General features: G+C 40.6%; 26 protein-coding genes and 1 tRNA gene. 12 read left to right on the top strand and 15 right to left on the bottom strand.

The window, feature by feature from the left end; all coding sequences use genetic code 11:
* Together DWA30_RS09685 and DWA30_RS09680 are read left to right on the top strand one after the other, a co-directional pair.
* The gene (locus DWA30_RS09685; RefSeq protein ID WP_114492335.1) at positions 1-540 is read left to right on the top strand and encodes a DUF421 domain-containing protein; all 540 of its coding nucleotides are present in this window, start codon (positions 1-3) and stop codon (positions 538-540) included.
* Positions 537-1,010, top strand: a complete 474-nt coding sequence (locus DWA30_RS09680; RefSeq protein WP_114492334.1) for a hypothetical protein — start codon at positions 537-539, stop codon at positions 1,008-1,010. Before DWA30_RS09685 ends, DWA30_RS09680 begins: the two co-directional genes overlap by 4 nt.
* Here the strand turns inward: DWA30_RS09680 and DWA30_RS09675 are convergent, their stop codons facing one another.
* The 9 genes from DWA30_RS09675 to pdxA all read right to left on the bottom strand — a co-directional run bounded on the left by DWA30_RS09675 (position 1,011) and on the right by pdxA (position 8,444).
* The gene (locus DWA30_RS09675; protein WP_245933894.1) at positions 1,011-1,439 is read right to left on the bottom strand and encodes a GreA/GreB family elongation factor; all 429 of its coding nucleotides are present in this window, start codon (positions 1,437-1,439) and stop codon (positions 1,011-1,013) included.
* A 26-nt stretch (positions 1,440-1,465) separates the two neighbouring features.
* Complete coding sequence (gene mtgA / locus DWA30_RS09670) at positions 1,466-2,152, bottom strand: monofunctional biosynthetic peptidoglycan transglycosylase (RefSeq protein ID WP_114492333.1); 687 nt, start codon at positions 2,150-2,152, stop codon at positions 1,466-1,468.
* Position 2,153: 1 nt separating this feature from the next.
* Positions 2,154-3,314 carry an NAD(P)/FAD-dependent oxidoreductase gene (locus tag DWA30_RS09665; RefSeq protein WP_114492332.1) on the bottom strand — a complete coding sequence of 387 codons (1,161 nt, stop codon included), beginning with the start codon at positions 3,312-3,314 and terminating at the stop codon, positions 2,154-2,156.
* A gap of 108 nt (positions 3,315-3,422) precedes the next feature.
* Positions 3,423-4,775 (bottom strand): acetyl-CoA carboxylase biotin carboxylase subunit, encoded by a 1,353-nt coding sequence (gene accC, locus DWA30_RS09660; protein WP_114492331.1) that lies wholly within the window; start codon positions 4,773-4,775, stop codon positions 3,423-3,425.
* A gap of 76 nt (positions 4,776-4,851) precedes the next feature.
* Positions 4,852-5,343, bottom strand: a complete 492-nt coding sequence (accB, locus tag DWA30_RS09655; protein WP_114492330.1) for an acetyl-CoA carboxylase biotin carboxyl carrier protein — start codon at positions 5,341-5,343, stop codon at positions 4,852-4,854.
* A gap of 31 nt (positions 5,344-5,374) precedes the next feature.
* Entirely contained in the window at positions 5,375-6,373 is a 999-nt protein-coding gene (locus DWA30_RS09650) for a beta-ketoacyl-ACP synthase III (RefSeq protein ID WP_114492329.1), read from the bottom strand.
* Positions 6,374-6,546: 173 nt separating this feature from the next.
* A complete protein-coding gene (gene rpmF, locus DWA30_RS09645; RefSeq protein ID WP_084677470.1) occupies positions 6,547-6,744 on the bottom strand; it encodes a 50S ribosomal protein L32 in 198 nt (65 codons plus the stop codon).
* A gap of 8 nt (positions 6,745-6,752) precedes the next feature.
* Positions 6,753-7,301, bottom strand: coding sequence for a YceD family protein (locus tag DWA30_RS09640; RefSeq protein WP_114492328.1), 549 nt, complete (start codon positions 7,299-7,301; stop codon positions 6,753-6,755).
* Between the two features lie 81 nt (positions 7,302-7,382).
* Entirely contained in the window at positions 7,383-8,444 is a 1,062-nt protein-coding gene (gene pdxA, locus DWA30_RS09635; RefSeq protein ID WP_114492327.1) for a 4-hydroxythreonine-4-phosphate dehydrogenase PdxA, read from the bottom strand.
* A gap of 60 nt (positions 8,445-8,504) precedes the next feature.
* Between pdxA and DWA30_RS09630 the strand changes: the two genes are divergently transcribed.
* Positions 8,505-9,095 carry a riboflavin synthase gene (locus DWA30_RS09630; protein WP_114492326.1) on the top strand — a complete coding sequence of 197 codons (591 nt, stop codon included), beginning with the start codon at positions 8,505-8,507 and terminating at the stop codon, positions 9,093-9,095.
* 446 nt (positions 9,096-9,541) lie between these two features.
* Here DWA30_RS09630 and DWA30_RS09620 read toward each other — a convergent pair.
* Positions 9,542-9,615: transfer RNA gene (locus DWA30_RS09620), tRNA-Ile, on the bottom strand.
* A gap of 74 nt (positions 9,616-9,689) precedes the next feature.
* A complete protein-coding gene (gene mce, locus DWA30_RS09615) occupies positions 9,690-10,091 on the bottom strand; it encodes a methylmalonyl-CoA epimerase (RefSeq protein ID WP_114492324.1) in 402 nt (133 codons plus the stop codon).
* A gap of 60 nt (positions 10,092-10,151) precedes the next feature.
* Between mce and rbfA the strand changes: the two genes are divergently transcribed.
* Complete coding sequence (rbfA, locus tag DWA30_RS09610; RefSeq protein WP_114492323.1) at positions 10,152-10,547, top strand: 30S ribosome-binding factor RbfA; 396 nt, start codon at positions 10,152-10,154, stop codon at positions 10,545-10,547.
* A 1-nt stretch (position 10,548) separates the two neighbouring features.
* Entirely contained in the window at positions 10,549-11,754 is a 1,206-nt protein-coding gene (locus DWA30_RS09605) for an ABC transporter permease (RefSeq protein WP_114492322.1), read from the top strand.
* On the opposite strand, the gene dusB is transcribed toward DWA30_RS09605, so the two are convergent.
* Together dusB and DWA30_RS09595 are read right to left on the bottom strand one after the other, a co-directional pair.
* Complete coding sequence (gene dusB / locus DWA30_RS09600; protein WP_114492321.1) at positions 11,751-12,743, bottom strand: tRNA dihydrouridine synthase DusB; 993 nt, start codon at positions 12,741-12,743, stop codon at positions 11,751-11,753. The genes DWA30_RS09605 and dusB overlap by 4 nt on opposite strands.
* Positions 12,744-12,801: 58 nt before the next feature.
* Positions 12,802-15,219 (bottom strand): outer membrane beta-barrel protein, encoded by a 2,418-nt coding sequence (locus tag DWA30_RS09595; protein WP_114492320.1) that lies wholly within the window; start codon positions 15,217-15,219, stop codon positions 12,802-12,804.
* A gap of 235 nt (positions 15,220-15,454) precedes the next feature.
* Between DWA30_RS09595 and lepA the strand changes: the two genes are divergently transcribed.
* Positions 15,455-17,251 carry a translation elongation factor 4 gene (lepA, locus tag DWA30_RS09590; RefSeq protein WP_114492319.1) on the top strand — a complete coding sequence of 599 codons (1,797 nt, stop codon included), beginning with the start codon at positions 15,455-15,457 and terminating at the stop codon, positions 17,249-17,251.
* Positions 17,252-17,263: 12 nt separating this feature from the next.
* On the opposite strand, the gene DWA30_RS09585 is transcribed toward lepA, so the two are convergent.
* Together DWA30_RS09585 and DWA30_RS09580 are read right to left on the bottom strand one after the other, a co-directional pair.
* The gene (locus DWA30_RS09585) at positions 17,264-17,500 is read right to left on the bottom strand and encodes a hypothetical protein (protein ID WP_114492318.1); all 237 of its coding nucleotides are present in this window, start codon (positions 17,498-17,500) and stop codon (positions 17,264-17,266) included.
* Positions 17,501-17,532: 32 nt separating this feature from the next.
* Positions 17,533-19,407: a cation:proton antiporter gene (locus DWA30_RS09580; protein ID WP_114492317.1), complete on the bottom strand. Its 1,875-nt coding sequence runs from the start codon at positions 19,405-19,407 to the stop codon at positions 17,533-17,535.
* Positions 19,408-19,673: 266 nt separating this feature from the next.
* On the opposite strand from DWA30_RS09580, the gene DWA30_RS09575 reads away from it, so the two are divergent.
* From DWA30_RS09575 to DWA30_RS09550, 6 genes are all read left to right on the top strand, one after another.
* The gene (locus DWA30_RS09575) at positions 19,674-20,564 is read left to right on the top strand and encodes an MBL fold metallo-hydrolase (RefSeq protein ID WP_114492316.1); all 891 of its coding nucleotides are present in this window, start codon (positions 19,674-19,676) and stop codon (positions 20,562-20,564) included.
* 10 nt (positions 20,565-20,574) lie between these two features.
* Positions 20,575-22,248, top strand: a complete 1,674-nt coding sequence (locus DWA30_RS09570; RefSeq protein ID WP_114492377.1) for a S8 family peptidase — start codon at positions 20,575-20,577, stop codon at positions 22,246-22,248.
* A complete protein-coding gene (locus DWA30_RS09565; RefSeq protein WP_114492315.1) occupies positions 22,248-24,083 on the top strand; it encodes a M1 family metallopeptidase in 1,836 nt (611 codons plus the stop codon). The genes DWA30_RS09570 and DWA30_RS09565 overlap by 1 nt, the downstream gene beginning before the upstream one ends.
* 71 nt (positions 24,084-24,154) lie before the next feature.
* Entirely contained in the window at positions 24,155-24,520 is a 366-nt protein-coding gene (gene rnpA / locus DWA30_RS09560) for a ribonuclease P protein component (RefSeq protein ID WP_114492314.1), read from the top strand.
* Complete coding sequence (locus tag DWA30_RS09555; RefSeq protein ID WP_114492313.1) at positions 24,507-25,364, top strand: DUF4349 domain-containing protein; 858 nt, start codon at positions 24,507-24,509, stop codon at positions 25,362-25,364. Before rnpA ends, DWA30_RS09555 begins: the two co-directional genes overlap by 14 nt.
* Positions 25,365-25,369: 5 nt before the next feature.
* Complete coding sequence (locus DWA30_RS09550; RefSeq protein ID WP_114492312.1) at positions 25,370-26,992, top strand: S41 family peptidase; 1,623 nt, start codon at positions 25,370-25,372, stop codon at positions 26,990-26,992.

Genomic DNA, 26,992 nt, shown 5'->3' with positions numbered 1-26,992 from the left:
ATGAACTGGGAATATTTTTTTAAAGACTTAGACATGCCGACCTTGGCGTCGGTATTTATTGGTACACTAGTAATCTATCTTGCGCTTATTGTTTATACGCGCATCTTCGGTTTAAAAAGTTTTAGTAAAATGACAGGTTTCGATTTTATTAATACCATTGCCATAGGTAACTTATTTGCGATGAGTATTGGAACCGGAAACCCGAAATTAGCCATTGGAGCAATCACGATTGGATTATTGTATTTAATGAACTATTTAATTTCTTTAGCGCAATTTAAGAGTGATGCCGCACAGAACACGCTTGACAATTCACCTGTTTTGTTAATGCGAGATGGCAAATTCCTCGAAGAAAACATTGCGGCTTGTAAGGTCTCTAAAGATGAATTGCGAGGTAAATTGAGAGAGGCGAACGTACTTCGCTTGAGTGAAGTGAAAGCTGTGGTCCTGGAAACTACCGGAGATGTAAGTGTTTTGCATACTGAAGAAAACTTTCAAGTAGATTCATTTATTATGGAAGATGTGATTATACAAAGCAAATGACCTTACGACACTTACAACCTGTTCCTCAAATAAAGATCTTCTTTGCGATCGTACTCGCTTTTTTATCGGTCTACTTGTTTTTTGAGGGCAGTTATTACGGACTTATCCTTTTGGCAGCTGCATTAAAGCTGGGGTTGCGAGAAGGCATTGAAATGGAACTTGAAAGCAAACGTTATCGCAACGTATATTCTATTTTCGCAGTAAATTTTGGAACATGGAAGAAGCTGCCTCCTATAGAATATGTGTCGATTTTTAAAACCACAAGAAAAACTAGAGCTAGGGTGATCACCGCAGAAGCCCATTTAGGAACCACAGTATATCGTATCAATCTATTTTATGAACGGAACAAACATTTAGATGTGTATGAATCCGAAGAAAAAGAAAACACCCTAGAAATCGCAAGGCATATTGCTACAATCTTGGAAGTCCCTATTTGGAATGCGACAATAAAAGAGCCGAATTGGCTCTAATTACGCTATTTGTAAGATTGTAAACTGCTTTTCATTAAAGGTACAAACATCGCCCTTTTTCTTTCCCGATAACGCTAATCCAATAGGTGAATTGAGAGCCACACACAAGTAATGGGTGTTGTCTATCTCGACATCTCCAATCGAAATACCTATAAAATAAACGGCCTTATCTGTGTAAACAAGACTACCCAGTCGCACGTAATTTGATTCAGAGGAAATATCGATCTTTTTGAGCAACTGTTGTACTTTCTCGATCTCCTGCAATTGTTTTCCTGCATTTTCACGATCTATTTGAAGCATGGCTCTTGCCGTTTCATGCTTATCACCAGCACTGCTCTTAGATTCTTCGTGCAGCGAAGTCTCAATGTCGGCTATGGTCTGTTTTATTCTTCCGTATCGCTTTTGTACGACCTGAAAACACTGTTCCAATAAAACCGATTTAATTTTATGCCCTTTCACTCGCTTGGATCTATTTGAAGAACAAATGTACCGTAATTACGCATTTGTTGTACGATCCAATTTGTTCTTTTTTCGATGTAGGTTGACCACGGCTGTGCCCTATACGATCTTGGGTTGGGCAAGATGGCTGCTATGGCAGCTGCCTGTTTTCGGTTTAGCTGTTTGGCCGTGCTATTAAACCAATAAGTTGCCGCAGCTTCTGCCCCATATATCCCATTCCCCATCTCTATACTGTTGAGATACACTTCTAAAATCCGCTCTTTAGACCACATAGTTTCGATGAGGAATGTAAACCATGTTTCAAGGCCTTTACGTAACCAACTTCGCGCCGGCCATAAAAATACATTCTTAGCGGTTTGTTGTGAAATGGTGCTGCCTCCTCTTAATTTTTCCCCTTTTTTATTGCTTTTATATGCTTTTTCGATCGATTTTAGGTCAAAACCGTTGTGTTTTAAGAAATTTTGATCCTCAGCACAGATGACTGCCAATTGTAATTCCGGAGAAATATTGGCAATAGACTTCCACTCGTGATGTCTTTCTATGGCTCCCTCTGACTGTATCGACCGGATAGCCATTAATGGTGTATAAGGTACTTTCACAAAAGTATAGAGCAATACCCAAAGAATGCTAAAAAGCACAAAACCAAGTATAAATTTGAATAAAAAACGAAATAATCGCTTCATATTATGCTTTGTTTGCGAGTTCTTTACCGATCGTACTCCCGATTGCTATACCCATACCACCTAATCGCACGCCACAATGTACGTTAGGTGCTATGGTCTTTACGATTGCTTTTTTTTGAGAGCCTACACCCATGATACCACTCCAGCGCGTGTCTATTTCAAACGGTATTTCGGGTAGGATTGTTGTTTTTAAGATCGTTTCCAATTGGTCTTGAATCACTTTTGTAAGTCCGAAGTTCGAGGTATTCTCTGTTTCGAAGTCGAGATTTCTTCCTCCCCCAAACAAGATGCGATTATTGATGTTTCTAAAGTAATAGTAGCCTTTTTCTAAGTGGAAGGTTCCTTTAATCTTAAGATTAGGAATGGGCTTAGTGACAACAACTTGAGCACGCGCCGGCTGTATATCTTCCTCCAGAAATTGCTTTGCAAAACCATTTGTGGCAATAAATAGTTTTTTTACTGAAACTTCCTCGTTGGAATATGTGTTGTCAATTTCACTTGTAGCATTAGATTTATCAAAAAAAAGTGAAATTTTATCATTTTTTGCCAAAAAAGAGGCAATTTCTACTCCATTTAGTATAAAAATGCCCTTTTCTGAAGCTTTTTTAATAAGCCCTTGCATCATCTTTCCGGTATCGATCTGCCCTTCAAATTGGTTGAAAATTACTTGTTTTTGTATGTTTTTGAACGAAAATGAATCATTTTTGATAGAAAATGCATCATTTTTAGCAAAAAACGCTTCATTTACTAATTTATTGACATAAGGAACTTGAGAGGTGCACTTTTCATACAACCTAGCATCCTTCAGTGAAAATAGTTCATAGCCGCCAAATTGTTTGTAATCTATATTTGTATCACCTAACTGTTTCCGAAGCAGCTCTAAGCCTTTACGTCGTGATCTTATGAGCTGTATCACCTCTTCTTCGGAATGTGTATTAAGATCGTCAAGAATTTCAGAAACGCTTCCGAAGCAAGCAAAACCGGCATTCTTAGTGCTTGCACCGCTGGGTAATATGCCGCGTTCGAACACCATTATCTTAGCCTGAGGGAATCGTTCTCGTAACTGCAATGCACAGCTTAGGCCAACGATTCCGCTGCCAATGATCGCAAAGTCAATATCGTTACACCAAGTTTGCTGTTCCCAAAAAGACAGATTATGCATGTAATTTTTCAGTTTTTAGGTTAAAATGGGGTAAAAAGCATCAAAAAAGCACCAAAATCCTTACTATTCAAGGAAAATGGTGCTTGTAATTGTATGAATTAGAATATACTATTCTTCTTCCGGCTCTTCCATTTGCCAATCGTTCATAAAGGCCGTTGTATATTTACCTGCCACATAGTCCGGGTGATCCATCAATTGGCGATGGAATGGAATTGTGGTTTTTATTCCTTCTATAACAAACTCATCTAGAGCGCGCTTCATTTTACTAATAGCTTCCTCTCGTGTTTGAGCGGTAGTAATTAGCTTCGCGATCATCGAGTCGTAATTTGGCGGAATCGTATATCCCGCATACACATGCGTGTCTAATCGTACCCCATGACCTCCGGGCGCATGTAATGTTGTTATCTTTCCCGGCGAGGGTCTAAATCCGTTGTACGGATCCTCTGCATTGATTCTACATTCAATAGAGTGCAATTTAGGCAGATAGTTCTTACCGGAGATCGGTACACCTGCTGCGACCAATATCTGTTCACGAATAAGGTCAAAATCGATCACTTGTTCGGTGATTGGGTGCTCTACCTGTATCCGTGTGTTCATTTCCATAAAATAGAAATTACGGTGCTTATCTACCAAGAATTCAACGGTTCCTGCACCTTCATATTTTATGTATTCGGCAGCTTTAACTGCGGCTTTACCCATATCTTCACGAAGCTTTTTCGTCATAAACGGACTCGGAGTTTCCTCGGTCAGTTTTTGGTGTCTTCGTTGAATCGAGCAATCCCTTTCACTAAGATGACACGCTTTGCCTGTGCTGTCTCCTACTATTTGAATCTCGATATGCCTTGGTTCTTCGATTAGTTTTTCGAGGTACATTCCATCATTTCCAAAAGCCGATTTTGCTTCTTGACGAGCGCTATCCCAAGCTTTTTTAAGGTCTTCCTTTTTCCAAACTGCTCGCATTCCTTTTCCACCACCACCGGCGGTAGCTTTGAGCATCACCGGGTATCCGGCCTCTTTAGCCACCTTTTCACATTCTTCGAAATCTTCTAAGATTCCGTCACTTCCTGGAATACATGGAACACCAGCTGCTTTCATGGTCGCTTTGGCCGTAGCCTTATCTCCCATACGTTCGATCATATCGGGGGATGCTCCAATAAATTTTACATTGTGTTCGTCACAAATTTTTGAAAATCGGGCATTTTCGGATAGAAAACCGTATCCCGGGTGTATTGCATCGGCATTTGTAATTTCTGCGGCGGCAATAATATTCGAAATTTTCAAGTAGCTATCGCTACTTGGGGCCGGTCCAATACATACCGCTTCATCGGCGAAACGTACATGCAAGCTTTCTTCATCGGCTTTAGAGTACACCGCCACGGTTTTGATCCCCATTTCTTTACAGGTTCGAATGATGCGCAATGCGATCTCTCCCCTATTGGCTATTAGTATCTTTTTAAACATGCTTTCTGAAATTTCAAATCACAACGATCGAACTCCACAAAAAGGGAGTTGAACTTGGGATCTGGGATTTGACTTATTAAGATGGGTCTACCAGGAATAGAGGCTGGTCGAATTCTACCGGAGAAGAATCGTCAACCAATACTTTTACAATTTTTCCTGAGACTTCACTTTCGATCTCATTAAATAGTTTCATGGCCTCGATCACACAAAGTACATCGCCGGTGCCAACCGTTGCTCCCACTTCTACAAATGGTGGTTTGTCCGGTGATGGCTTACGATAAAAAGTACCAATGATTGGAGATTTAATCGTAATATATTTTGAATCTTCCTCGGCCGCTGCAGGTGCTTCGGTCGTGGTTGCAGGTGACTGTGCAGGAGCTGGTGGTGCAGCCTGTTGTTGCGGCTGTTGGGCCATGGCAGGGATCTGCTGAATATACGTTGTTTCTCCTTTACTATCATCACTACCCGTTCTAATGGTAATTTTGATATCGTCCATTTCTAATTTTACTTCACTTGCGCCGGACTTAGCCACAAATTTTATAAGATTTTGAATTTCCTTTAGTTCCATATTTTTTGGTTTAAATCGTCGATGTTAGATTTTATTTTGGATCGTATGCCCATGTAAGGTACACTGCCCCCCATGTAAATCCGCCACCAAAGGCAGCGAATACCAGTTTATCGCCTTTTTTTAATTGTGATTCGTAATCGTAAAGGCATAATGGTAAGGTAGCAGACGTTGTGTTTCCGTATTTGTGAATATTCATCATTACTTTTTCCTTCGGAAGGTTCATGCGTTTGGCTGCTGCGTCGATAATGCGTTTATTGGCTTGGTGTGGTACCAGCCATTGTACATCATCTCCCTTTATATCGTTTCGGTTAAGTACACGCTCACATACATCGGCCATATTAGAAACGGCAAATTTAAAAACCGTTTTACCATCCTGAAAGACATAGTGTTGTTTGTTAGCCACCGTTTCGGCTGAAGCCGGTAAAAGGGAGCCTCCGGCATCGATCTTAAGATGTGGTCTTCCTATACCGTCGGTACGAAGATATTCATCCTGAACCCCATAACCTTCGGTATTTGGTTCGAAAAGCACCGCACCACCACCATCTCCAAAGATGATACAAGTGGTACGATCTTCATAATCGATTATGGAAGACATTTTATCTGCTCCTAATAAAAGTACTTTTTTATATTTTCCGGATTCAATATACTTAGCAGCTGTAGACATTCCGAAGAGAAAACTAGAGCAGGCTGCGACTAGATCAAATGAAAAAGCGTTTACGGCTCCAATTTGGGTGGCTACGTAAACGCCTGTGGCTGCGACCGGCATATCGGGTGTGGCGGTTGCCATGATCACCATATCGATATCCTTAGGGTCGGTATTGCTTTTTTTAAGTAAATCTTCGGCAGCTTTAATCGCGAGGTAAGAGGTGCCTTTATCGGAATCTTTTAAGATTCGTCGCTCTTTGATACCGGTGCGTGTGGTAATCCATTCGTCACTGGTATCCATCATCGTTTCCAAGATCTCGTTTGTTAATACGTAGTCTGGAACATAGCCCCCTACAGCGGTAATAGCTGCTGTGATAGTACTCATAGATTGAATTTAAGAATTCTCCAGTAAGAGGAATAAAATCCTCTAAAAGGAACGAAAAATACTAAATTTTAATCAAAAATCGGCTAAAATTAACCTTTTTTGACGTTTGAAAGGTACAAACAAAAAAACTCTCACAGGAGTGTGAGAGTTCTATTCTATTGTTAGAAAACAACTTACGCTTCTACCTCTTCGGTAGCGTCGATCACTACTTGACCGCGGTAATACAATTTCCCTTCGTGCCAGTGTGCTCTGTGGTATAAATGCGCTTCACCGGTTGTTGGATCGGTAGCGATCTGTGGTGCAGTTGCTTTGTAATGTGTTCTTCTTTTATCTCTTCTTGTTTTCGAGATTTTTCTCTTTGGATGTGCCATTACTAATATTATTTATCCGTTAATAGTTTTTTTAATGTATCCCAACGTGGGTCGGTTTCGTCCATATCGCTAGATTCGCTAGCTTGGCCTCCCTCTCCCGGGCGTAATTCTTCAAGTTTATCGAGTATCTCACTTTGCAATGTTCCATCTTCCACTCCTGGGTGAATGTTGCGTGTGGGTCTAGCCAACACGATCGATTCGTAGATGTATTGTTGAATGTTAACTTCAAAACTCCCATGTGGTAAGATTAACAAGTCTTCATTCTCGTCATTAAATTCTTCTCCAAACTTCACTACGAAGTGATATTCTCCCGAAATTTCTTGATCAAAAGGTTCGTTCGTAATATCACAGGCTACATTTACAGTTCCCTCAAAGGATAGTGTAAATTCAAGCAGCGTCGTCTTTTTTTCTAACAACACATCGAGTTTAATGTTTACATCATTAAATTCGTCATACTCAAAATGCTCAAAGAACGGTTTCTCAATCGTAAAATCAAACCGGTGTTCCCCTAATTTTAACCCCACGAATGGAATCGTAAATTCTTTCAGTTCCTTCATTATCACACCTGTTTTATGCTTCCACCTTATAAATAAGGCGGGTGCAAAGATAAAAAATTATTTGAATTCAAAAGGGAATCGTTACTTCTTTTTCGAAAAGCTTTTTTTGCGTTGTGGTTGCAACGGATTTTTAGTGATTTTTTTGTATTCTTTTCGTTTTCTGAAAATTTGAATGGCGCTGTATACCGCTTCTCGAAACGATTCGTAGTTGGCCACATTCTTACCCGCTACGTCGTAAGCGGTCCCATGATCGGGAGAGGTTCGAATTCTATTTAATCCGGCCGTGAAATTTACACCGGTACCAAAGGCCAATGTTTTAAAAGGCGTTAATCCTTGATCGTGATAGGATGCAATTACCACATCAAAATTCTTGTAATTGGCCGAGCCAAAAAAACTGTCGGCCGCATAAGGTCCAAACACTAGTTTACCATTATTTCGCAGGTTATCTAGTGTTGGTTTTAAAATTGTGTCGTCTTCGGTACCAATCACCCCGTTATCTCCGTTATGCGGATTAATGCCCAACACCGCTATTTTGGGTTTGTCAATTCCAAAATCCTGGATCAAGGTGCGATTTATAATATTGATCTTCTTCTCAATTAATTCCCGTGTTATGGTTTTCGCCACATCCTTGACTGCAACATGATCTGTTAATAAGCCCACGCGTAATTGTTCGGACAACATAAGCATAAGACTATCACCTTCAAGCTCTTTGGCAAGGTAGTCTGTATGGCCGGGAAAATTGAATTTTTCAGATTGAATATTCGACTTATTAATGGGCGCAGTTACCAATACATCAATTTCCTCCTTTTTTAAAGCGGCTACAGCAGCTTCTAATGATTTTAAGGCATAGCTTCCGGCTATCTTTTCTTCTTTTCCGAAGTGAACATCAACATGTTCTTTCCAAACATTAATGACGTTTATTTTTTTTGGAATACTATTTTCTGCGGAATCAATGCCTTGCAGATTTATGTTCAGCTCGTAATCTTTCTTTAACTGTGACAACAATTTTACATTGGCAAATAGCACCGGAGTGCATAATTCTAGCATTCGAGTATCTTGAAATGTTTTTAAGACGATCTCACTTCCGATGCCATTGAGATCGCCAATAGAAATGCCCACTTTTATTTTATTCCGCTTGCTCATTGCCGTCTATATCCCTTATTTAATTAGTACTTTTGTATTGCAAATGTAACTAAATAAAGAATGTTTACGGGAATTATTGAGTCGGTTGGAAAAATTAAGACGCTTACGAAAGAGGGTGAAAATTTGCACATTGAAGTGCAAAGCGATCTTGCTTCAGAATTAAAAATTGACCAAAGCGTTGCACACAATGGCGTTTGTCTTACTGTAGTAGCATGTAGCGAAAATTTATATACGGTTACAGCCATTCAAGAAACATTGTTAAAAACTAATTTGGGCACCTTAAAAGAAGGTGATTTCGTAAATCTAGAACGCGCGATGAAATTAGGGGATCGATTGGATGGTCATTTGGTGCAAGGGCATGTGGACCAAACAGGTGTTTGTACGAGTATAAAAGAAGCTTCGGGAAGTTGGTATTTTAGTTTCGAATATGACGAAACCTTGGGAAATGTAACTATTGAAAAGGGATCTATAACCGTGAATGGTGTAAGTTTGACAGTCGTCGATTCGGTCGCGAACACATTTCGTGTTGCCATTATTCCTTACACCTATACCCATACTAATTTTAAAGAGCTTTCTGAAGGGAGTACGGTAAACTTAGAATTTGATGTGGTAGGAAAATATGTAAAGCGATTAACTACTAGTTACGAATAGCCTTCGATCTTCGAATCGCGACAAAACATCCATACGCTAATCCTAGAAAAAGTAAAAGAAGTAATCCATTATCTAAAGGTAATTCCGGCGGTGGTGGAGTTGGTGGTGGTGGATTCCCCCCATTCCCGACACCTCCTGATGTCTGAGCAGACATAGGAATATTACTAGCAAAAGCTAGTAAAAGGGCTAGTATAGTTACGATTTGGGGTCGCATATAGGGGTCTAAAGTAATAATTTTTTTTAAACAACAAAGAAAATCTTTAAATATCAAACACTTAATAACTCAAATTTAATCTAAAAATTGCTTTGTAATTAGCTTGATACAAAATTTTTGTCTAAAGCTGATTTTGATCTTCCCACAATTGATATACGAAATAAAAGAACAACGAGTTTTTTTATGAATGTGCTATTCAAACAAGTAACTCAAACTTCAAAGATTTACTTAGTGGTCCCACATGGGCTCGAACCATGGACCCCCTGATTATGAGTCAGGTGCTCTAACCAGCTGAGCTATGGGACCTAAAACAGTTTGCAAAGATAAGCACTTTATGAAAAATTCAAACTATTTCTCGATAATAATAGCCAAATCTGCCGCTATTCTATTTCTTGACATAACTCTACCAGTACTCCGCTTGTAGATTTCGGATGTAAAAAAACCACCCATTTATTGTCGGCCCCTTTTTTTGGGGTATCATTTAAAACGGTAAACCCTTCTGCTTGTAATCGTTTTATTTCTGCCTTTATATCACTCACCGCAAAAGCAACATGGTGGATGCCTTCCCCTCTTTTTTCTATGAATTTAGCAATTGGGCTGTCTTGATGCTGGGCTTCTAATAACTCTATTTTGCTTTCGCCGCAAGTGAAAAAGGAAGTAGTTACGCCCTCGCTCTCCACTGTTTCTGTTTTATAATGCTCATAACCTAACAACTTTTTGTACAATTGATTGGCGCTTTCTATATTTTTTACCGCGATGCCTATATGCTCTATTTTATTCATAAATTGGAGATAATTTCGATTAGAAAAAATAACAATGTTTAAATGTAGTATTTTTGCAGTATGACAGAAAGTAACAGACAGAAAAAAATTGCCGGTGTTCTACAGAGCGACTTGGCCAATGTATTGCAACAACTTCTTCGGGAATCGGGCCAACTGGGTATCATTATTTCAGTTTCTAAGGTTTCGGTCACGGTCGATTTATCGATTGCAAAAGTGTACGTAAGCGTGTTTCCTGCCGAGAAAGCGAAGGCTATGATCGCCGAGTTAAACACCTTAAAGCCTAAGATTAAACATCAAATCGCTCAGTTAACAAAGAATCAATTGCGAAAGATGCCCGATCTTATTTTTTACAACGACGATTCACTAGAGTATATAAATAATATAGAAAAAGCCGTTAAAGGAGATGAAAACCCGATTGAAAATCCGGAGTTGCTCCCTAAGCGCAAAAAAACCTAAATTGAATTTCCCTCTTTACATCGCGAAGCGGTACCTCTTCTCCAAAAGCAACAAGAACGCAGTAAACATTATTTCCAGAATTGCGGTGGTAGCGGTAGTGGTTGGAGCGATGGCACTCTTTATCGTTTTGTCTGGCTTTGCCGGATTGCGAGATTTTAGCCTTCAGTTTACCAATGTATTTGACAGCGATCTAAAAGTGCTACCTGCCACTGGAAAAACGTTGACTTTTTCTGAAAATGCTTCCGAATCAATAAACCAGATAGAGGGAATAGAAGCTTTTTCGACCATAATAGAAGAGCGTGTTTCTCTTCAATATAAAGGAAAGAACCATATCGCCTTTATTAAAGGAGTAGATAAAAATTTTGGATTGGTAAATCCGATAGACAGCATACTGTTTTTCCGAAATTGGTTTTCTTCAAATGCCGATGAAGCCGTTATAGGGTTGGGAACAGCTAATAAACTTTCTCTAAATGTTCAAGATTATAATGACCTGTTAGAGATCTATGTTCCCAAACCGGGAACCGGGCAAATAAACAGATTGGATCCTTCCGAAGCATTTAATAAGGAAAGTACTGTTGTTTCCGGAATATACTCGGTAAATGAAGAATTAGACAATAAATACGTCTTTACCGAAATCGATTTCGCCCGTAGATTGCTCAATTTGGACAGCACAACGATCTCATCTGTAGAATTTAAATTAGAACCTGGTGCCGAAGAAGCAGCGATACGTCGAAAGATTGCCGCAGTTTTTTCAGAAGAAACCATTATAAAGAATCGCATTCAACAAAACGATGCGCTCTATAAAATGTTGAATGCCGAAAATTTGTTCGTATACATATTTGTTAGCCTGATCGCGGCTATTGCGATCTTTAATATAGCAGGAACCATAATCATGATGATCTTGGAAAAAAAGAGCAATATCCGAACGTTGATCTCTTTAGGTCTCACCTTAAAGCAAGTTCGCGCTATTTTCTTTTACGAAGGGTTTTTAATGACGCTAATAGGAGCCATAATAGGTCTTTTATTAGGTGTTACGGCCGTACTCTTACAAAGGCAATTTGGGTTTATTCCTATTACACCATCGCTACCGTATCCGGTACGGTTTGAATGGATCAATTTGTTGATCGTGTTTACAACCATAGCGGCGCTCGGCGGAATAGCTTCTAAAATAGCAGCGCGAAGAATCTCTCCTACCTTATTGCGTTAAGCAAACTGATGGTCGCCAAAGTGCTCTAATGCTTCATCGAAAGCAGCAAACACATCGGAAGCATCATCGCTGGTAACCATCTTCATTCGATATTCTTTAAAGTTCGGGATGCCTTTAAAGTAATTGGTATAATGTCGTCGGGTTTCGAATACTCCTAATTTCTCCCCTTTCCAGTCGATCGCCATTTGTAGATGTCGTCTCGCAGCTTCTACCCGCTCCTCCATATTAGGGGGTGCACAATGGGTTCCGGTTTCAAAATAATGTTTTACCTCTTTAAAGAACCATGGATATCCTATACTCGCACGGCCAATCATAGCGCCATCCAATCCGTACTTATCACGCATTTCCATAGCTTTTTCGGGCGAGTCGACATCTCCATTTCCAAATACCGGAATATGCATACGCGGATTGTTCTTTACTTCGGCAATTGGTGCCCAATCGGCTTCTCCTTTATACATCTGAGCTCGGGTCCTACCGTGAATCGATATGGCTTTACAGCCCACGTCTTGGAGTCGTTCGGCTACTTCAACGATCTTTATCGAGTCGTGGTCCCAACCCAATCGTGTTTTTACAGTTACAGGTAACTTGGTGTGTTTTACCATAGCCTCTGTTAATGAGACCATGAGGTCTATGTCTTTTAAGATACCCGCTCCGGCACCTTTAGAAACTACTTTTTTTACAGGGCATCCAAAGTTAATATCAATAATGTCGGGCCCGCTGGCTTCTACGATCTCGACACTTTGAAGCATAGATTCGAGCACCGCGCCAAAGATTTGTATCCCTACTGGTCGCTCTTTTTCGTAGATGTCTAATTTCATCACACTTTTAGCAGCATCGCGAATTAATCCTTCCGAAGAAATAAACTCGGTGTACACCACATCGGCGCCTTGTTCTTTACAGAGCGCACGAAAAGGCGGATCACTTACATCCTCCATGGGCGCAAGCAATAACGGAAATTCTCCTACATCTAAATCACCAATTTTAGCCATGGTGCAAAAATATGCAAATTTCCTGTTACTTGATGGTTTCGGAATAAAGAAGCGCTGCTTAATTCTTTTGAAGGCGTTCTCCTTCGTCTGTAGATTCAGATCGATTGTTGTCGCGCAAGAGGGCGTTTCCGAAGTTATAGCGAAAACCAACACGGAACAATCGTGACTCGGCTTGTGCAAAATAGCGATTGTCTTGATTGTAGTATCGTGAAACGACCGGAATATTATTGGTGTCGAATATGTCATCTACACCCACGCTTATGCTTGCTCTATTGTTCCATAGCTCTTTTCGGAAAGAAACCGAAAGATTGAACTGGTTTTCCATATCGTAGGAACCTGTGATATAATCTGATAAATAAAACAGTGTGACATCACTCGTTATCCCTGCTTCGGAAGAAAGTGTAAGTCCGCTATACATTTGCGCAAAAAACCCAAGCGTATTGTTCGAGAAGGTCTCTTGGGCGCTTTCTACAGAAAAGAACTCATTCTCTAAATAAAAGGTGGAAGTCACCACACTCGCATACCACCAAGGGGTGAGCGATGCTGCATAAATAATATCCAGACTATATTGAAAATCTCGAATAAGGTTTACATCTATATTGCGAAGGGTACTATTCTCATTGTCTTGAAATGTCAATATGCTTAATGGTTTATCCGCTTCTTGATAATACCCTTCGATAAATAATTTGTTCTTATAACTATAGCTTAGTGTTATCTTGTTATCTATAGATGGCATTAGATTTGGATTTCCTCCGTTGAAGTTATTCTCGTTGATAAAATAGCGGAACGGATTTAAACTTTGGTAGCGAGGTCGGTCGATCTTTCTTGCATAACTAATTCCGAAAGCGTTGTTTTCTGAAACATTGTAGGCAATAGAGGCAGATGGAAATAATTCAAAATAGCTTTGTGTATTCACAATTCCCAACGACTGTGAGTCGCCATTAACATCGGTATATTCGCCTCGCAGACCGATTTCGAGATTCCACTGTTCCCAGTCTTTGGCTAGCGTGGCATACGCAGCAAAGATAGACTCTTCGTACAAAAAAAGATCGCTTAAAGCTGCATTGAATTGTATTGTGCCGCCATCGGTATCAAAAAAGTCGAGTCCGCTTTCGGTGTCAATATTCGAATATTTCAATCCCGATTGTAAATTCCAAGAACTCAAGGGTAATTCAAAATCGGCCATTCCTGTAAAAATATTCGTTCTTTGAATGGCTTGTGTAAAAAAGCTATTGGATCGCAAAAAGGAACCATTTGGTAAAAAATAATTGGTTGCCACGGCCTGCATTTGGTCTTCGTCGTACCGAATATAATTACCCGATAGGGTCATGGTAGCACCTTTTTCTCCCAACTGCTGTTGGTACTCTGTATTAAAAGACAAATTGGAGGTATCGTTCTCAAGGTCACTTAAGGTCGTAAAGGTAGAATCCAATTGTCGTTGCGCATTAAAGATAGTTGCATCAACTGTATTGTGATACGTCTTGTTAGGTGAAACCAACGCATTTACCGAAAAGCTTACACTGCTTTTTTCGCTTACTGTTATATCGGCAATAATATTTCCTTGATGCGCATAGGAGCGCGTTGTTCGTGTAAATCGAGATTCCCAAATTGATTTTGTGGAAACCTCATCCGGCTGGAAGAATCGAACAAAATTATCATCTTCTTTGAATTCTTTTCTTGGGCTAAAACTATAGCTTCCGTAGAAATTAAGCCAATCGTTCTTGTAAAAATGGGAAGTCGCTATGTTGTACTTCGGAAAAATTGCTTGTTCATAACGACCGCTCACAGATCCTTTGTAGCCCACCGAAATAGCTCGTGTGGTAATAATGTTTAAGACCGTGGCTGCTTCTGCATCGTACTGGGCCGAAGGGTTGGTAATTACCTCTACCGATCTAATAACACTTGCATCCACGTTTTGCAGCAACGAGATCACCTCTGTCATAGAAAGATATACACGCTTATTGTTAATATAGATCACCGGGGTGGTCGATTTAATACTAATTGATTCTCCCACGACTAAAACACCCGGCAATTTTTTAAGGAGATCGAACGTATTTCCGGTAGAGAGGGAGGTGTTCTCCAGCTCGAAAACCAATTTCCCTGCTTCCATTTTAATTAAAGGTTTTCTTGCGGTAACCAGGGTTTCGCTAAGATTTTCCGTTTGTTCCACAAGCAATATTTCGTCTAACCTTATATCGGAGTCGATCGCTAAGGTCATCGTTTTTGTTTCGAAGCCAATAAAGCTAAAGGTTAATTGGTGGGTCGTAGCACTTAAGCCGGATAGGGTAAAATCGCCTGCTTTATCGGTTGAAGTTCCTTTAACAGCTTCAGTTTGGTCGTTTTCGAAGGCCAGAACTGTTACAAAAGACAAGGGTTTGTTATTCGAATCTACCACGGTTCCCGTAATTGTATAGTCTTGGGCATACGCAATAGTCGCCGTTAGCAGTAGAAAGAATAGCAAACAACTTTTACTCATACTAGTAGCAGGATGCTAGTGTCTTGTTAATTTTAATTTGGTTGGAGAGTTAAAAATCATCTATATCCTGCATAACAAAGATGTCAATATTTTAGTGAAATTTAGTTAATCTTTAGATTTTTTCGATGAATAACTCGGAAAAGGCAAAATGCTATGTTTTTAAGCTATATTTGCACTCGCTCACCTACGCAAAAAATGATGTGGTGGGATCAAAAACCTTTAGCAGGTATTTGTTATGAAGAATATTAGAAATTTTTGCATTATTGCGCATATTGACCATGGTAAAAGTACCTTGGCAGACCGGTTATTAGACGCTACAGGTTCTGTAACCGCTCGCGAACAGCAGGCTCAGTTATTAGATAATATGGACTTGGAGCGTGAACGAGGGATTACCATAAAAAGTCATGCGATACAGATGGACTACACCTACGAAGGTGAAGTCTATACCCTCAACCTTATCGACACACCGGGTCACGTTGATTTCTCCTACGAAGTATCGCGCTCTATAGCGGCATGTGAAGGTGCTCTACTCATTGTTGATGCAGCACAAAGCATTCAGGCTCAGACCATATCTAACTTATATTTGGCACTTGAGAATGATCTCGAGATCATTCCCGTGCTCAACAAAGTTGACCTTCCATCGGCCAATCCCGAAGAGGTGACCGACGATATTGTAGATCTGTTGGGGTGTGACCCGGAAGAAGTGATACCGGCCAGCGCCAAAACCGGGCTTGGAATTGAAAACATTTTAAAAGCGATCATCGAGCGTGTTCCTGCGCCTAAAGGAAATGCAGATGAACCCCTACAAGCGCTAATTTTCGATTCGGTTTATAATCCGTTTCGTGGCGTTGAGACCTATTTTAGGGTACTAAATGGTGAAATAAGAAAAGGACAGCACATCAAATTCATGGCAACCGGGAAATCCTACTATGCCGATGAAGTTGGAACCTTGAAATTAAAACAACTTCCAAAACAAGTGATTAAGACTGGTGATGTAGGCTATCTTATCACCGGTATTAAAGAAGCCAAGGAAGTAAAAGTTGGTGACACGATCACCGATTCTAAGAACCCAACCACCAATATGATTGAAGGGTTCGAAGACGTAAAACCAATGGTGTTTGCAGGAATCTATCCTGTAGATACTGAAGATTACGAAGAGCTTCGAAATTCGATGGAAAAACTACAGCTAAACGATGCTTCTTTGGTGTTTCAACCGGAAAGCTCAGCTGCGCTTGGTTTCGGATTTCGATGTGGATTCTTGGGAATGTTGCACTTGGAGATCATCCAAGAACGATTAGAGCGAGAATTCGACATGACGGTGATCACCACGGTGCCCAATGTGTCCTATCATGCATATACCAACCGTGAACCGGACGAGGTGATCTTGGTGAACAACCCATCCGATCTTCCCGATCCTTCGAAACTTAATCGCGTTGAAGAACCCTATATTAAAGCCAGTATAATCACCAAATCAGATTATGTAGGTCCGGTAATGTCGTTATGTATCGAGAAACGAGGCGAGATCACCAATCAGACCTATTTAACGACCGAACGGGTTGAACTGAGTTTCGATATGCCGTTGGCAGAAATTGTATTCGATTTCTACGACCGATTAAAGACCGTATCTCGCGGCTATGCTTCTTTCGATTATTCCCCAATCGGAATGCGCGAATCACATCTTGTAAAAGTAGATGTGTTATTGAACGGTAATACTGTAGATGCACTATCGGCCCTTTTACACCGAGATAATGCGTACGATATTGGAAAGAAGATGTGTGAGAAGTTAAAAGAACTTATTCCACGACAACAGTTCGACATTCCTATTCAAGCAGCTATTGGTGCGAAGATCATTGCACGAGAAACAGTTAAAGCACTTCGGAAAGATGTTACCGCTAAATGTTATGGTGGTGATATATCTCGTAAACGAAAACTGCTAGAAAAACAGAAAAAAGGAAAGAAACGTATGCGACAAGTAGGTAACGTGGAAATTCCGCAGGAAGCGTTTATGGCTGTACTGAAGCTAAACGATTAATCAACAATTTTTTTATTGGCCACCACACATTACTCCATCTGCCTCTAGATCGGATAGGTATACGTCGTAATCGGTTCCGGTGTTTTCACCATTTACGGACGCGTTTCCATCACTTTCACGACATAATTCAAATTCGGGTGTTTGATCTGAACTACAAAAGGTGCAGCTCACACTATCGTCATCCTTACAGGAAGTGGTAAGAACCAACAACAGTAATACGGTGATCGAAATTTGCGTAATATGCTTCATAGTAATAGCGCTTCAGAAGAGAACGATGACTTTTACAAATTATTCTTAGCTTCTACATCGGCTTCATCTCGAGTGGCATCGACGATGTCTTCAAAATCGATTGGTTTTCCGAGGTAAACCACTTGATATCCATCACCAACCTCCATTTCGGTAGGATTTTGAATAAGCGAAACATGCCCCTCGTTGTCTTTTAAAAATAATGGAATTGCGTTGTATTCTTTCTGAATGTATCCAAGTACCTTGATAAATTTTGACTCGGAATCAACTTCTATTTCCTGAATCGACGGGAAGTCGCGCGCGACTTCAGTAAACTTTACATAATCGTGTGTTTTAGAGAATAAACGTTTCGATTGTAAGTTGTCCTTTACTTTTAGTTCTTCGGAATTCATTAATCGGAATGATCCGTTCTCACCCAATACCTCTGCGTAGCGATTTATCGCTTGTTTATTGATCTCGTCACTCCCTGTCATGGCAAGCAAGTAGCCTACATCGTTCAATTCTATATTGTCGGTGAGATCGTCTGAATAAATATTTGCATTGATCGCATCCAAGCCTAATTCCTTTGCTTTTTCAATATTCGTTCTATTGGTATCGACCAGCACCACGTGCCTGTCGTTCTTTGCAAGATAGGAAGCAATGAGTCGAGAAGCCTTAGAAGCGCCAACAATTACAACGCCTTCCGAAGACTTTAAGAAAACGCCAACCATAGAGGCCATCATTCGCGCCGTAGTTGCGTTTAGAAGTACTGTTATCAAAACCACTCCAAACACCAGCGGTGTAATATATTCGGCTCCCGGAACACCTTCATTTACTAATTTGGTTCCAAATAGTGAAGCAATACCCGCTGCAACAATACCACGAGGCCCCACCCAGCTAATAAATACTTTTTCATTGGTCTGTAAACTGGATCTAATTGTACTCAAGAATACGCCGAGAGGACGTAGGATAAAAATGATGATGGCAAACAGTATGGCTGTTTTCCAGTTGTATACCAGTAATAGATCGTCAAGACCAATATTGGCTGCCAAGAGAATAAATAGGATCGAGATTAACAGTACGCTCAATGACTCTTTGAAGTACAGCAGTTCTTTTAAACTCGGCAGGTCACTGTTTCCCATAAACATCCCCATTACTACCACCGATAAAAGACCCGACTCGTGCGCAAATTGATCACTCAATACGAATATGAGCAATACAACCGATAGTGAAACAACATTTAAAAGATAATGTGGTATCAATTTCTTTTTTATAGCAAAGTATAAGATGTATCCGGCTGAGATACCAAAAGAGAAACCAATTAGAATAATCTTCCCAAATTCTATAAGGGCTTGTTTGGTATACCCTGCATCACCTTCTACGCTAATGAACTCAAATACAAGAACAGCCACCAGTGCGCCTATAGGATCGATAAGGATCCCTTCCCATTTTAATACGGCCGACACATCTTTTTTCAATGGGATATTGCGAAGTATAGGTGTGATTACAGTTGGCCCGGTTACAATTATTAATGCTGAAAATAAGAATGAAATTCTCCAATCCAACCCGAACACATAATGTGCAGCTACACCACCACCAATAAAAGTAATCGCCGAACCTAAACTTATCAGCTTTCCAATTACGGGACCCACTTTTTTGATCTCTCCGCGACGAAGGGTTAAGCCCCCTTCAAATAGAATGATTCCAATAGCGAGTGAAACGAAGTAAAACAGATTTTCTCCCGGAAAAAGTCCTTTTTCACCATTGTAGATTGGTTGTATCCACTGACTTCCATCTTCGGAAATTAGGGTAGAAATTGGTCCGACAAATAATCCGATTAGAATTAAGGGAAGGATGGCAGGAATTTTAAACTTCCAGGCGACCCATTGTGCTAAAATTCCCAATACAATAATTCCTGCTAATTCTAACATAAGTGTTCTTGTTTCAATTAAAACTTAAGCCCTCAAAGTTGCTTAAAAGTTGTCAATATAATTAATAATTGACGAATTTTTAACGAAGGAGCTAAATTTTAAAAAATCCGTATCCCGACCTCTACATTCAAAATGGCGCTAGAGCTATTTTCGATTTTGACACATCACTAATTAGTGTGTTCTACGTATTATAAATTGTTAGCATTTCTTAATAAAATTGTAACACTCATACACATTAGCAACAGTTTTAGTATTTTGCGGCTCCTATGACCTTATATCCTATTGAAGCAGGTAATTTTAAGTTAGATGGTGGTGCTATGTTCGGCGTAGTTCCTAAAAGCCTGTGGACCCGTACAAATCCGGCAGACTCAAATAATATGATCGATATTGCAGCGCGATGCTTGCTTATTGAAGATGGAGACCGGCTTACTCTTATCGATACGGGCATGGGAAACAAACAAAGTGATAAGTTTTTCGGATATTACTATCGTTGGGGCGATCATGACCTTGACAGTTCTTTAAAAAAATACGGCTTTCACAGAGACGATATAACCGATGTGTTTATGACGCATTTGCATTTTGACCATTGCGGCGGAAGCATACAGTGGAATAAAGATCATACAGGGTATGAACCCGCATTTAAGAATGCAACGTTTTGGAGTAATGCAGACCATTGGAAATGGGCGACCAAACCTAATAGAAGAGAAAAAGCCTCTTTTCTGAAAGAAAATATTCTTCCGATGGAAGAAAGCGGCCAATTGAAATTTGTTGGTGGCCCAACATTATCGTTGGAAAATAGTATATCTGATACCAGAGACTTTTCCGAAGCAAAAGAAATGGATTTCGGCATCTTCTTTGCAGATGGGCATACCGATAAACAAATGATTCCGATGCTAGAATATCAAGGAAAGACCTTGTGCTTTATGGCAGATCTTCTGCCAACAGCCGGACATTTACCCATACCTTTTGTTATGGGATACGATACAAGACCGTTGCTTACCTTACCTGAAAAAGAAAAATTCTTGCAGGTGGCGGCGAACGAAAACTATTATTTATTTTTAGAGCATGATGCTCACAATCATATTATAACTGTAAAAAACACCGAGAAAGGTGTTCGACTCAACGAGGTTTTTACATTCAATGAACTTTTTAATTAATTTAGACTCTATGAACATTTTTAAATTCACATTGATAGCTGCAGGGGCAGTTGCAATGTTAGCAAGCTGTGGGAGTACTTCAGCTCCAATAGTTTCAACACCTATCGAAAATATCGATACGATTCCGGTTAAAGTAGCGCCGCTTACCGAGGCTCAGTATAAAAATTGGCCACATGCCGACTTGATCACCGACACCATTCCTGGTATGAGTGTGAACAAGGCGTACACCGAAATTATCAAGAATAGAAAAGGAGAAACAGTTATCGTAGGTGTTATCGATAGCGGGATCGACATAGAACATGAAGATCTTAAGAATGTACTTTGGACCAACGAAGATGAAATCCCGAACAATCGCAAAGATGACGACAATAATGGATATGTAGATGATATCCACGGATGGAACTTTCTAGGCGACGTTGTTGGAGAAAACATGGAATACGTTCGGTACATTAAAAAATTAGGACCAAAATTCGAAGGAAAGACCGAAGCCTCCATTAGTGCTGCAGACCGTGCCGACTTCGTATTATACAAAAAGGCAAAGGCTGAGTTTGAAACAGAATACCAACAAGCACTTTCAGGAAAAACACAATACGAGCAGATCTTAGCTCAAGTTAAACCTGCACATGCTGCTATCTCCGAAAAGTTAGGGAAGGAAGATTACTCAGCCGAAGAACTTGCTGCAATTTCTAACCCTACCCCAACAGAGGAACAACAAATAGGAATGCTTACGCAAATGTTGACCTTTGGAGACTCGGTACCCGAAGTTATTAAAGAACTAAAAGGAGGAATCGACTATTTTTCCGGAAGGCTGGAGACGCACTTTAATTTAGAGAAAGATTTTAGAGCGGTCTTAGGTGACGATCCTGATGACATTACCGATACCAACTACGGAAACAACGATGTTGACGGTCCTGACCCTAAGAAAGAAGATGCAAAACACGGTACACATGTAGCAGGGATTATTGCAGCGCAACGCAACAATGGAATTGGAATGAACGGTGTCGCGAATAATGTTGAGATCATGGTCGTACGTGCTGTGCCGGATGGTGATGAGTACGACAAGGATATTGCCTTGGCAATTCGCTATGCTGTAGACAATGGTGCTAAAGTGATCAATACCAGCTTCGGAAAATACTATTCTCCGCATCCGGAATGGGTGTGGGATGCGATCAAGTATGCTGCAGAAAATGATGTGTTGATCGTGAATGCCGCAGGAAATGAAGGGTTTAACCTTGATGGAATTCAGGTATACCCGAACGATCAAACAACCGATAATCCGACCGAAGTAGCCGATTCGTTTATTACCATCGGGGCGCTGAATTATTCCTACGGAAGTGATCTCGTTGCGAATTTTTCAAATTATGGAAATGCAAATGTAGATGCCTTTGGACCCGGGGTTAAGATCTGGTCTACTACTCCATTAAATTCGTACGAATATCTACAAGGAACGTCTATGGCTGCACCAGCTGTGTCTGGAGTAGCAACAATGATCCGATCGTACTATCCTTCGCTTTCGGCAAAACAAGTAAAAGAAATTCTTATGAACAGTGGATTAGCGTCTAAAACGCCGGTGGTGTTAGGGGGCGATCCTTCAACTACCGACAACTTCTCGAATATTTCAAAATCGGGAAAAATGGTCAATTTGTATAACGCCTTGATAATGGCAGATAAAATGTCTAGATAATGAAATATATTTTAAGTGGGTGCTTAACCCTATTTATGGTTGCATTCGCAACCGCACAACGAAGTTCCGGGTATTGGCAGCAACAAGTCGATTACAAGATGGAGATCGACATGGATGTGAACGACTATCAATACAAAGGAAAGCAAGTTTTAACGTATACAAACAACTCTCCCGATACGTTGAATAGAGTTTTTTATCATTTGTATTTTAACGCCTTCCAACCGGGAAGTGAAATGGATGTACGTTCGCGTACCATAGAAGATCCGGATGGACGTGTTGGTGATCGTATTTCGAAACTTGCACCGGATGAGATCGGCTATATTAAACCAACCCTACTTTCGCAAGACGGGGCGCCGGTCCAATACGAAGTAGCGGGAACGGTTCTTGAAGTTGTGCTGGACAAGCCGATATTACCGGGTACAAGCACAACATTTAACATGGAGTGGGATGCTCAGGTTCCGGTTCAAATTCGTAGAAGTGGCCGTAATAATGCCGAAGGTGTTGCCCTGTCTATGACACAATGGTATCCAAAATTAGCAGAATACGATTTTCAAGGTTGGCATGCCGACCCTTACATTGGACGAGAGTTTCATGGTGTGTGGGGTGATTATGATGTAAAGATCACCATCGATAAAGAGTATACCATTGGTGGTTCGGGTTATCTTCAAAATCCTGAAAAAATTGGACATGGATATGGCGGTGAAGGAATGGAGCCAAAGAAAGGGAAAAAAGGTAAACTTACTTGGCACTTTGTAGCGCCTAAAGTACATGACTTTACCTGGGCGGCAGACGATGAGTACATCCATGATGCCGTTGAAGGGCCAAATGGTGTAACGCTTCATTTCATATATAAGAACAACCCAGAGATCATCGAAAACTGGAAAAACCTTCAGCTAAAAACTGTAGAATTGTTGAAATTCTTCAACGAAAATATTGGACAATACCCGTATAAACAATACTCGGTAATTCAAGGTGGCGATGGTGGAATGGAGTACGCAATGTGTACTTTAATAACCGGGGAGCGTAAATTTGAAAGTTTAGTTGGTGTAACGTCGCACGAATTGGCTCACAGCTGGTTCCAGTTTCTTTTGGCAACCAACGAAGCAAAACACGAATGGATGGATGAAGGATTTACTTCGTATATCTCCAGCGAAGCCATGAACGTGGTAATGGAAGAGAACAATCCGAATCCACAAAGCGGTTCCTATCGCGGCTACGCGTTTTTAGCCTTAAGCGGCAAGGAACAACCGCAATCCACGCATGCCGATCGCTATGCCAGCAATCGTGCCTACGGAATAACAGCCTATAGTAAAGGAGCCGTGTTCTTGGCGCAATTAGGGTATATTATTGGCGAGGAAAATCTTCAAAAGACCCTAAAACGTTACTATGATGAGTGGGCCTTTAAACACCCTACTCCAAATGACTTTATTCGCATTGCAGAAAAAGTATCTGGAATGGAGCTAGACTGGTATCTTACCGATTGGACCCAAACCACGAATACGATCGACTATGGAATTAAGGACGTTTCCGAAGAAGGAGATAAGACAACCGTCACCTTAGAGCGTATAGGCCTTATGCCAATGCCTATTGATCTGTACGTGACCTATGAGGACGGGACCCAGGAATCGTTCTACATACCTTTACAAATGGCACGAGGTGAAAAACCAAATCCGTACCCAACGCTCAAGCGAACTGTTGCCGGCGACTGGGCATGGGCGTACCCCACCTATACCTTAGAGATAGAAAACGGGAAGACGATCAAGGCCATGATGATAGATGCAACACAACGTATGGCAGATATCAATCCTGAGAATAACGTGTACGGCGAGCAGTAAGCGCGTTCGTAACCATTTAATAAGACCCGCCGGTTCGCACGAGCTGTCGGGTCTTTTTATATCTTTACCTAATGAGTTTTGATTTTCCGAAGCGCGAAAAGCTAAAAAGCAAAAAATTGATCGAACAACTTTTTTCTGAAGGGAGCTCGATGAAGAAATATCCTATTAAAGTAATTTATCTTCCGAAGAAAACCTTACCAACAACTCAAGCTGCCTTTGCGGTCCCTAAACGAAATTTTAAGTCGGCCGTAGATCGCAACCGGATCAAACGGCAACTTCGCGAAGCGTACCGACTTCAAAAACAACCGCTCTTACACAATAACGGCTCGAATTTTGCGCTATTATTTTTATATCTTAGTAAAGAAAAACCTCAGTATGAGCGATTAGAGCGATCTATGCAACTACTGCTTACTCAATTGGCAGATGAAATTTCTTAGTATACTTTTTTCCTTTTTATTTATCATGGCCTGCTCGCAAAGCAGCGAAAATGACAATTTTGTTGCTGAAAGTAAATCAGCCGGCATCGAGTTAGAAGAATCTGTTGATATCGCCTATCAAGACGAATCGCAAAATAGTTCGATTACTTCGGAAAGTGTTCGTGAGCAAAAGATCATTAAGACGGCTCAGTTAAATTTTGAGACCCAAGAACCTTCAGAAACGCATAATCGTATCCTTCAGCTTACCGAGACCTATAATGGCTTCGTACAAACCGACAATTCGGGAAAAGGATATAATAGGATCTTCAGAAATCTAACCGTTCGCATTCCTTCGGAAAATTTTCAAGCCTTTATTGAAGGAGTTTCCGAAGGTGTCGCCTATTTCGATCAACGTTCTATTTCACGGCAAGATGTGACCGAAGAATTTGTTGATCTCGAAGCGCGATTAAAGGCAAAACGAGAATTAGAAAAGCGGTATTTGCAACTCTTACAACAAGCAAAAAATGTAAAGGAAATGCTCGAAATTGAAAGAGAACTTTCCAATATAAGAGAAGAGATCGAAGCGCGACAAGGCAGGTTAGAATACCTGCAAAATCAAGTATCGATGAGCACCGTTCATATTGAATTCTATAAATTAACCGCAGAAACAGGAATTACTCAATCCTATGGTCAAAAAATGAAGAATGCGCTACAAGGGGGTTGGAATGGCATCTCTGTGTTCTTCTTAGGGCTTTTGTACATTTGGCCGGTGTTTCTTATTGCTATTCTTATAGTAGTAATACTAAGGATCATTATAAAAAACCGAAAGAAGAAACGCCGGCAGGTTGTTTCTGATAAAAAATAATAGTCATGAAAAAGCGAATTATAGTTCCCATCTTAGCGGTTGGGATCTTCTTTACCACCGTAAGTTTTAAGAACGATTTCTTCGAGATCGCAAAACAAATTGAGATTTTCACAACCCTGTTCAAAGAACTGAACATGAACTATGTTGATGAAACTACCCCGGCTATCTTAATGGATAAGGCGATAACGGGAATGCTTCAAGACTTAGACCCTTATACGGTATACTGGAACGAACAAGAAGTGGAAGATGCGCGTATTAACAACTCTGGTGTATATACCGGTGTTGGTGCTTCCGTAAAAACAGAGAAGGATAAGATCATTATTCTTGAGCCTTTTGAAGGCTATCCTGCCGATAAGGCCGGATTAAAGGCCGGTGATGAGATTATAAAAATAGGCGATGTGACCCTAGCCGATTTTGAAGATGATACCGGCGAATTGCTTAAGGGAGCACCGGGCTCGTCGGTTGAGCTTACTTACACACGTCAAGGAAAAACGGCAACCACTAAAATCACTCGTGAGGCAGTTACAGTAAATGCGGTTCCTTTCTATAAGCTGGTAAACAACGATATAGGATATATCGTGCTTCGTGCCTTTAATCGAAAAACCACCGTTGAGACCAAAGCTGCACTTGAAGACCTTAAGGAGCAAGGTGCTAAGAAGATCATTTTGGACCTTCGTGGAAATCCCGGCGGACTGCTACATGAAGCAATTAACGTGGTAAACTTATTTGTACCAAGAGGCGAAGTGATTACCACCACAAAATCGGTGATCGAAAAATACAACAAAGTCTACAAGACCGAGAAGGACCCTATTGATACTGAAATTCCATTAGTGGTATTGGTAAATGGTCGAAGTGCTTCGGCCAGTGAAATTGTTTCGGGTGGCTTACAAGACCTCGACCGTGCTGTGATCGTTGGTGCACGAAGCTTTGGAAAAGGCTTGGTACAGCGTCCTAAAAAGCTTACGTATGGTACACAATTAAAAGTAACTATTTCGCGCTATTATACCCCAAGTGGGCGATGTATTCAGGCCTTGGATTATTGGAACAGGGATGAAAATGGTGATCCTATGCGCGTAGATGCCAAAGAATATAACGAATTCAAGACCAAAGGTGGACGGACCGTCTACGACGGGGGTGGTATATTGCCCGATATTGAAGTAGAGACGGCTGTCTTTAGTCCTATTACCACCGCACTTTTAAAAGACAATGCAATTTTTGATTATGCTACCGAATACTATTACAGCAATTCGCTTACCGATTGGAAAAACTTTGAATTTTCCGATTCCGATTTTCAAGATTTTCTTCGATTTCTGAAAAAGAACAATTTTAATTACGATACAGAAACAGAAAATGAGTTTGCCGAAGCCTTGCGCAGAGCAGAAGATGATGATCTTAAAGATGAGATCGAATCGAGCTATCAACAACTTATGAAAGCGATCGATACTGCTAAAAACAAAGCGCTGGTCGCTAAAAAGGCAGAGATCAAATCCTTACTTTCTGACGAGATCTTAAAGCGCTATTTCTATAGAGAGGGCTTGTACAACTACCAAGTGACACACAATCCCGAGATCTTAGAAGCTATCGCAGTCTTAGAGGATCTCAACAGATACGAGCGAATCTTACAATAA

Source organism: Candidatus Ulvibacter alkanivorans (assembly GCF_003333325.1).
GTDB lineage: Bacteria > Bacteroidota > Bacteroidia > Flavobacteriales > Flavobacteriaceae > Ulvibacter_A > Ulvibacter_A alkanivorans.
Note: the sequence above shows the minus strand (reverse complement) of the source record. Positions and strands in the feature narration are given on the sequence as shown.

What these genes read in the sequence shown, in the direction of transcription:
- dusB (WP_114492321.1), bottom strand. Translation starts at nt 12,743, where the DNA reads ATGGCTAAAATTGGTGATTTAGATGTAGGAGAATTTCCGTTATTGCTT.
- DWA30_RS09665 (WP_114492332.1), bottom strand. Translation starts at nt 3,314, where the DNA reads ATGCATAATCTGTCTTTTTGGGAACAGCAAACTTGGTGTAACGATATT.
- DWA30_RS09565 (WP_114492315.1), top strand. Translation starts at nt 22,248, where the DNA reads ATGAAATATATTTTAAGTGGGTGCTTAACCCTATTTATGGTTGCATTC.
- DWA30_RS09680 (WP_114492334.1), top strand. Translation starts at nt 537, where the DNA reads ATGACCTTACGACACTTACAACCTGTTCCTCAAATAAAGATCTTCTTT.
- lepA (WP_114492319.1), top strand. Translation starts at nt 15,455, where the DNA reads ATGAAGAATATTAGAAATTTTTGCATTATTGCGCATATTGACCATGGT.
- DWA30_RS09630 (WP_114492326.1), top strand. Translation starts at nt 8,505, where the DNA reads ATGTTTACGGGAATTATTGAGTCGGTTGGAAAAATTAAGACGCTTACG.
- DWA30_RS09580 (WP_114492317.1), bottom strand. Translation starts at nt 19,407, where the DNA reads ATGTTAGAATTAGCAGGAATTATTGTATTGGGAATTTTAGCACAATGG.
- mtgA (WP_114492333.1), bottom strand. Translation starts at nt 2,152, where the DNA reads ATGAAGCGATTATTTCGTTTTTTATTCAAATTTATACTTGGTTTTGTG.
- DWA30_RS09595 (WP_114492320.1), bottom strand. Translation starts at nt 15,219, where the DNA reads ATGAGTAAAAGTTGTTTGCTATTCTTTCTACTGCTAACGGCGACTATT.
- DWA30_RS09550 (WP_114492312.1), top strand. Translation starts at nt 25,370, where the DNA reads ATGAAAAAGCGAATTATAGTTCCCATCTTAGCGGTTGGGATCTTCTTT.
- DWA30_RS09570 (WP_114492377.1), top strand. Translation starts at nt 20,575, where the DNA reads ATGAACATTTTTAAATTCACATTGATAGCTGCAGGGGCAGTTGCAATG.
- DWA30_RS09650 (WP_114492329.1), bottom strand. Translation starts at nt 6,373, where the DNA reads ATGAGTACTATCACAGCAGCTATTACCGCTGTAGGGGGCTATGTTCCA.
- rpmF (WP_084677470.1), bottom strand. Translation starts at nt 6,744, where the DNA reads ATGGCACATCCAAAGAGAAAAATCTCGAAAACAAGAAGAGATAAAAGA.
- DWA30_RS09640 (WP_114492328.1), bottom strand. Translation starts at nt 7,301, where the DNA reads ATGAAGGAACTGAAAGAATTTACGATTCCATTCGTGGGGTTAAAATTA.
- accB (WP_114492330.1), bottom strand. Translation starts at nt 5,343, where the DNA reads ATGGAACTAAAGGAAATTCAAAATCTTATAAAATTTGTGGCTAAGTCC.
- mce (WP_114492324.1), bottom strand. Translation starts at nt 10,091, where the DNA reads ATGAATAAAATAGAGCATATAGGCATCGCGGTAAAAAATATAGAAAGC.
- DWA30_RS09555 (WP_114492313.1), top strand. Translation starts at nt 24,507, where the DNA reads ATGAAATTTCTTAGTATACTTTTTTCCTTTTTATTTATCATGGCCTGC.
- DWA30_RS09585 (WP_114492318.1), bottom strand. Translation starts at nt 17,500, where the DNA reads ATGAAGCATATTACGCAAATTTCGATCACCGTATTACTGTTGTTGGTT.
- DWA30_RS09575 (WP_114492316.1), top strand. Translation starts at nt 19,674, where the DNA reads ATGACCTTATATCCTATTGAAGCAGGTAATTTTAAGTTAGATGGTGGT.
- accC (WP_114492331.1), bottom strand. Translation starts at nt 4,775, where the DNA reads ATGTTTAAAAAGATACTAATAGCCAATAGGGGAGAGATCGCATTGCGC.
- pdxA (WP_114492327.1), bottom strand. Translation starts at nt 8,444, where the DNA reads ATGAGCAAGCGGAATAAAATAAAAGTGGGCATTTCTATTGGCGATCTC.
- rbfA (WP_114492323.1), top strand. Translation starts at nt 10,152, where the DNA reads ATGACAGAAAGTAACAGACAGAAAAAAATTGCCGGTGTTCTACAGAGC.
- DWA30_RS09685 (WP_114492335.1), top strand. Translation starts at nt 1, where the DNA reads ATGAACTGGGAATATTTTTTTAAAGACTTAGACATGCCGACCTTGGCG.
- rnpA (WP_114492314.1), top strand. Translation starts at nt 24,155, where the DNA reads ATGAGTTTTGATTTTCCGAAGCGCGAAAAGCTAAAAAGCAAAAAATTG.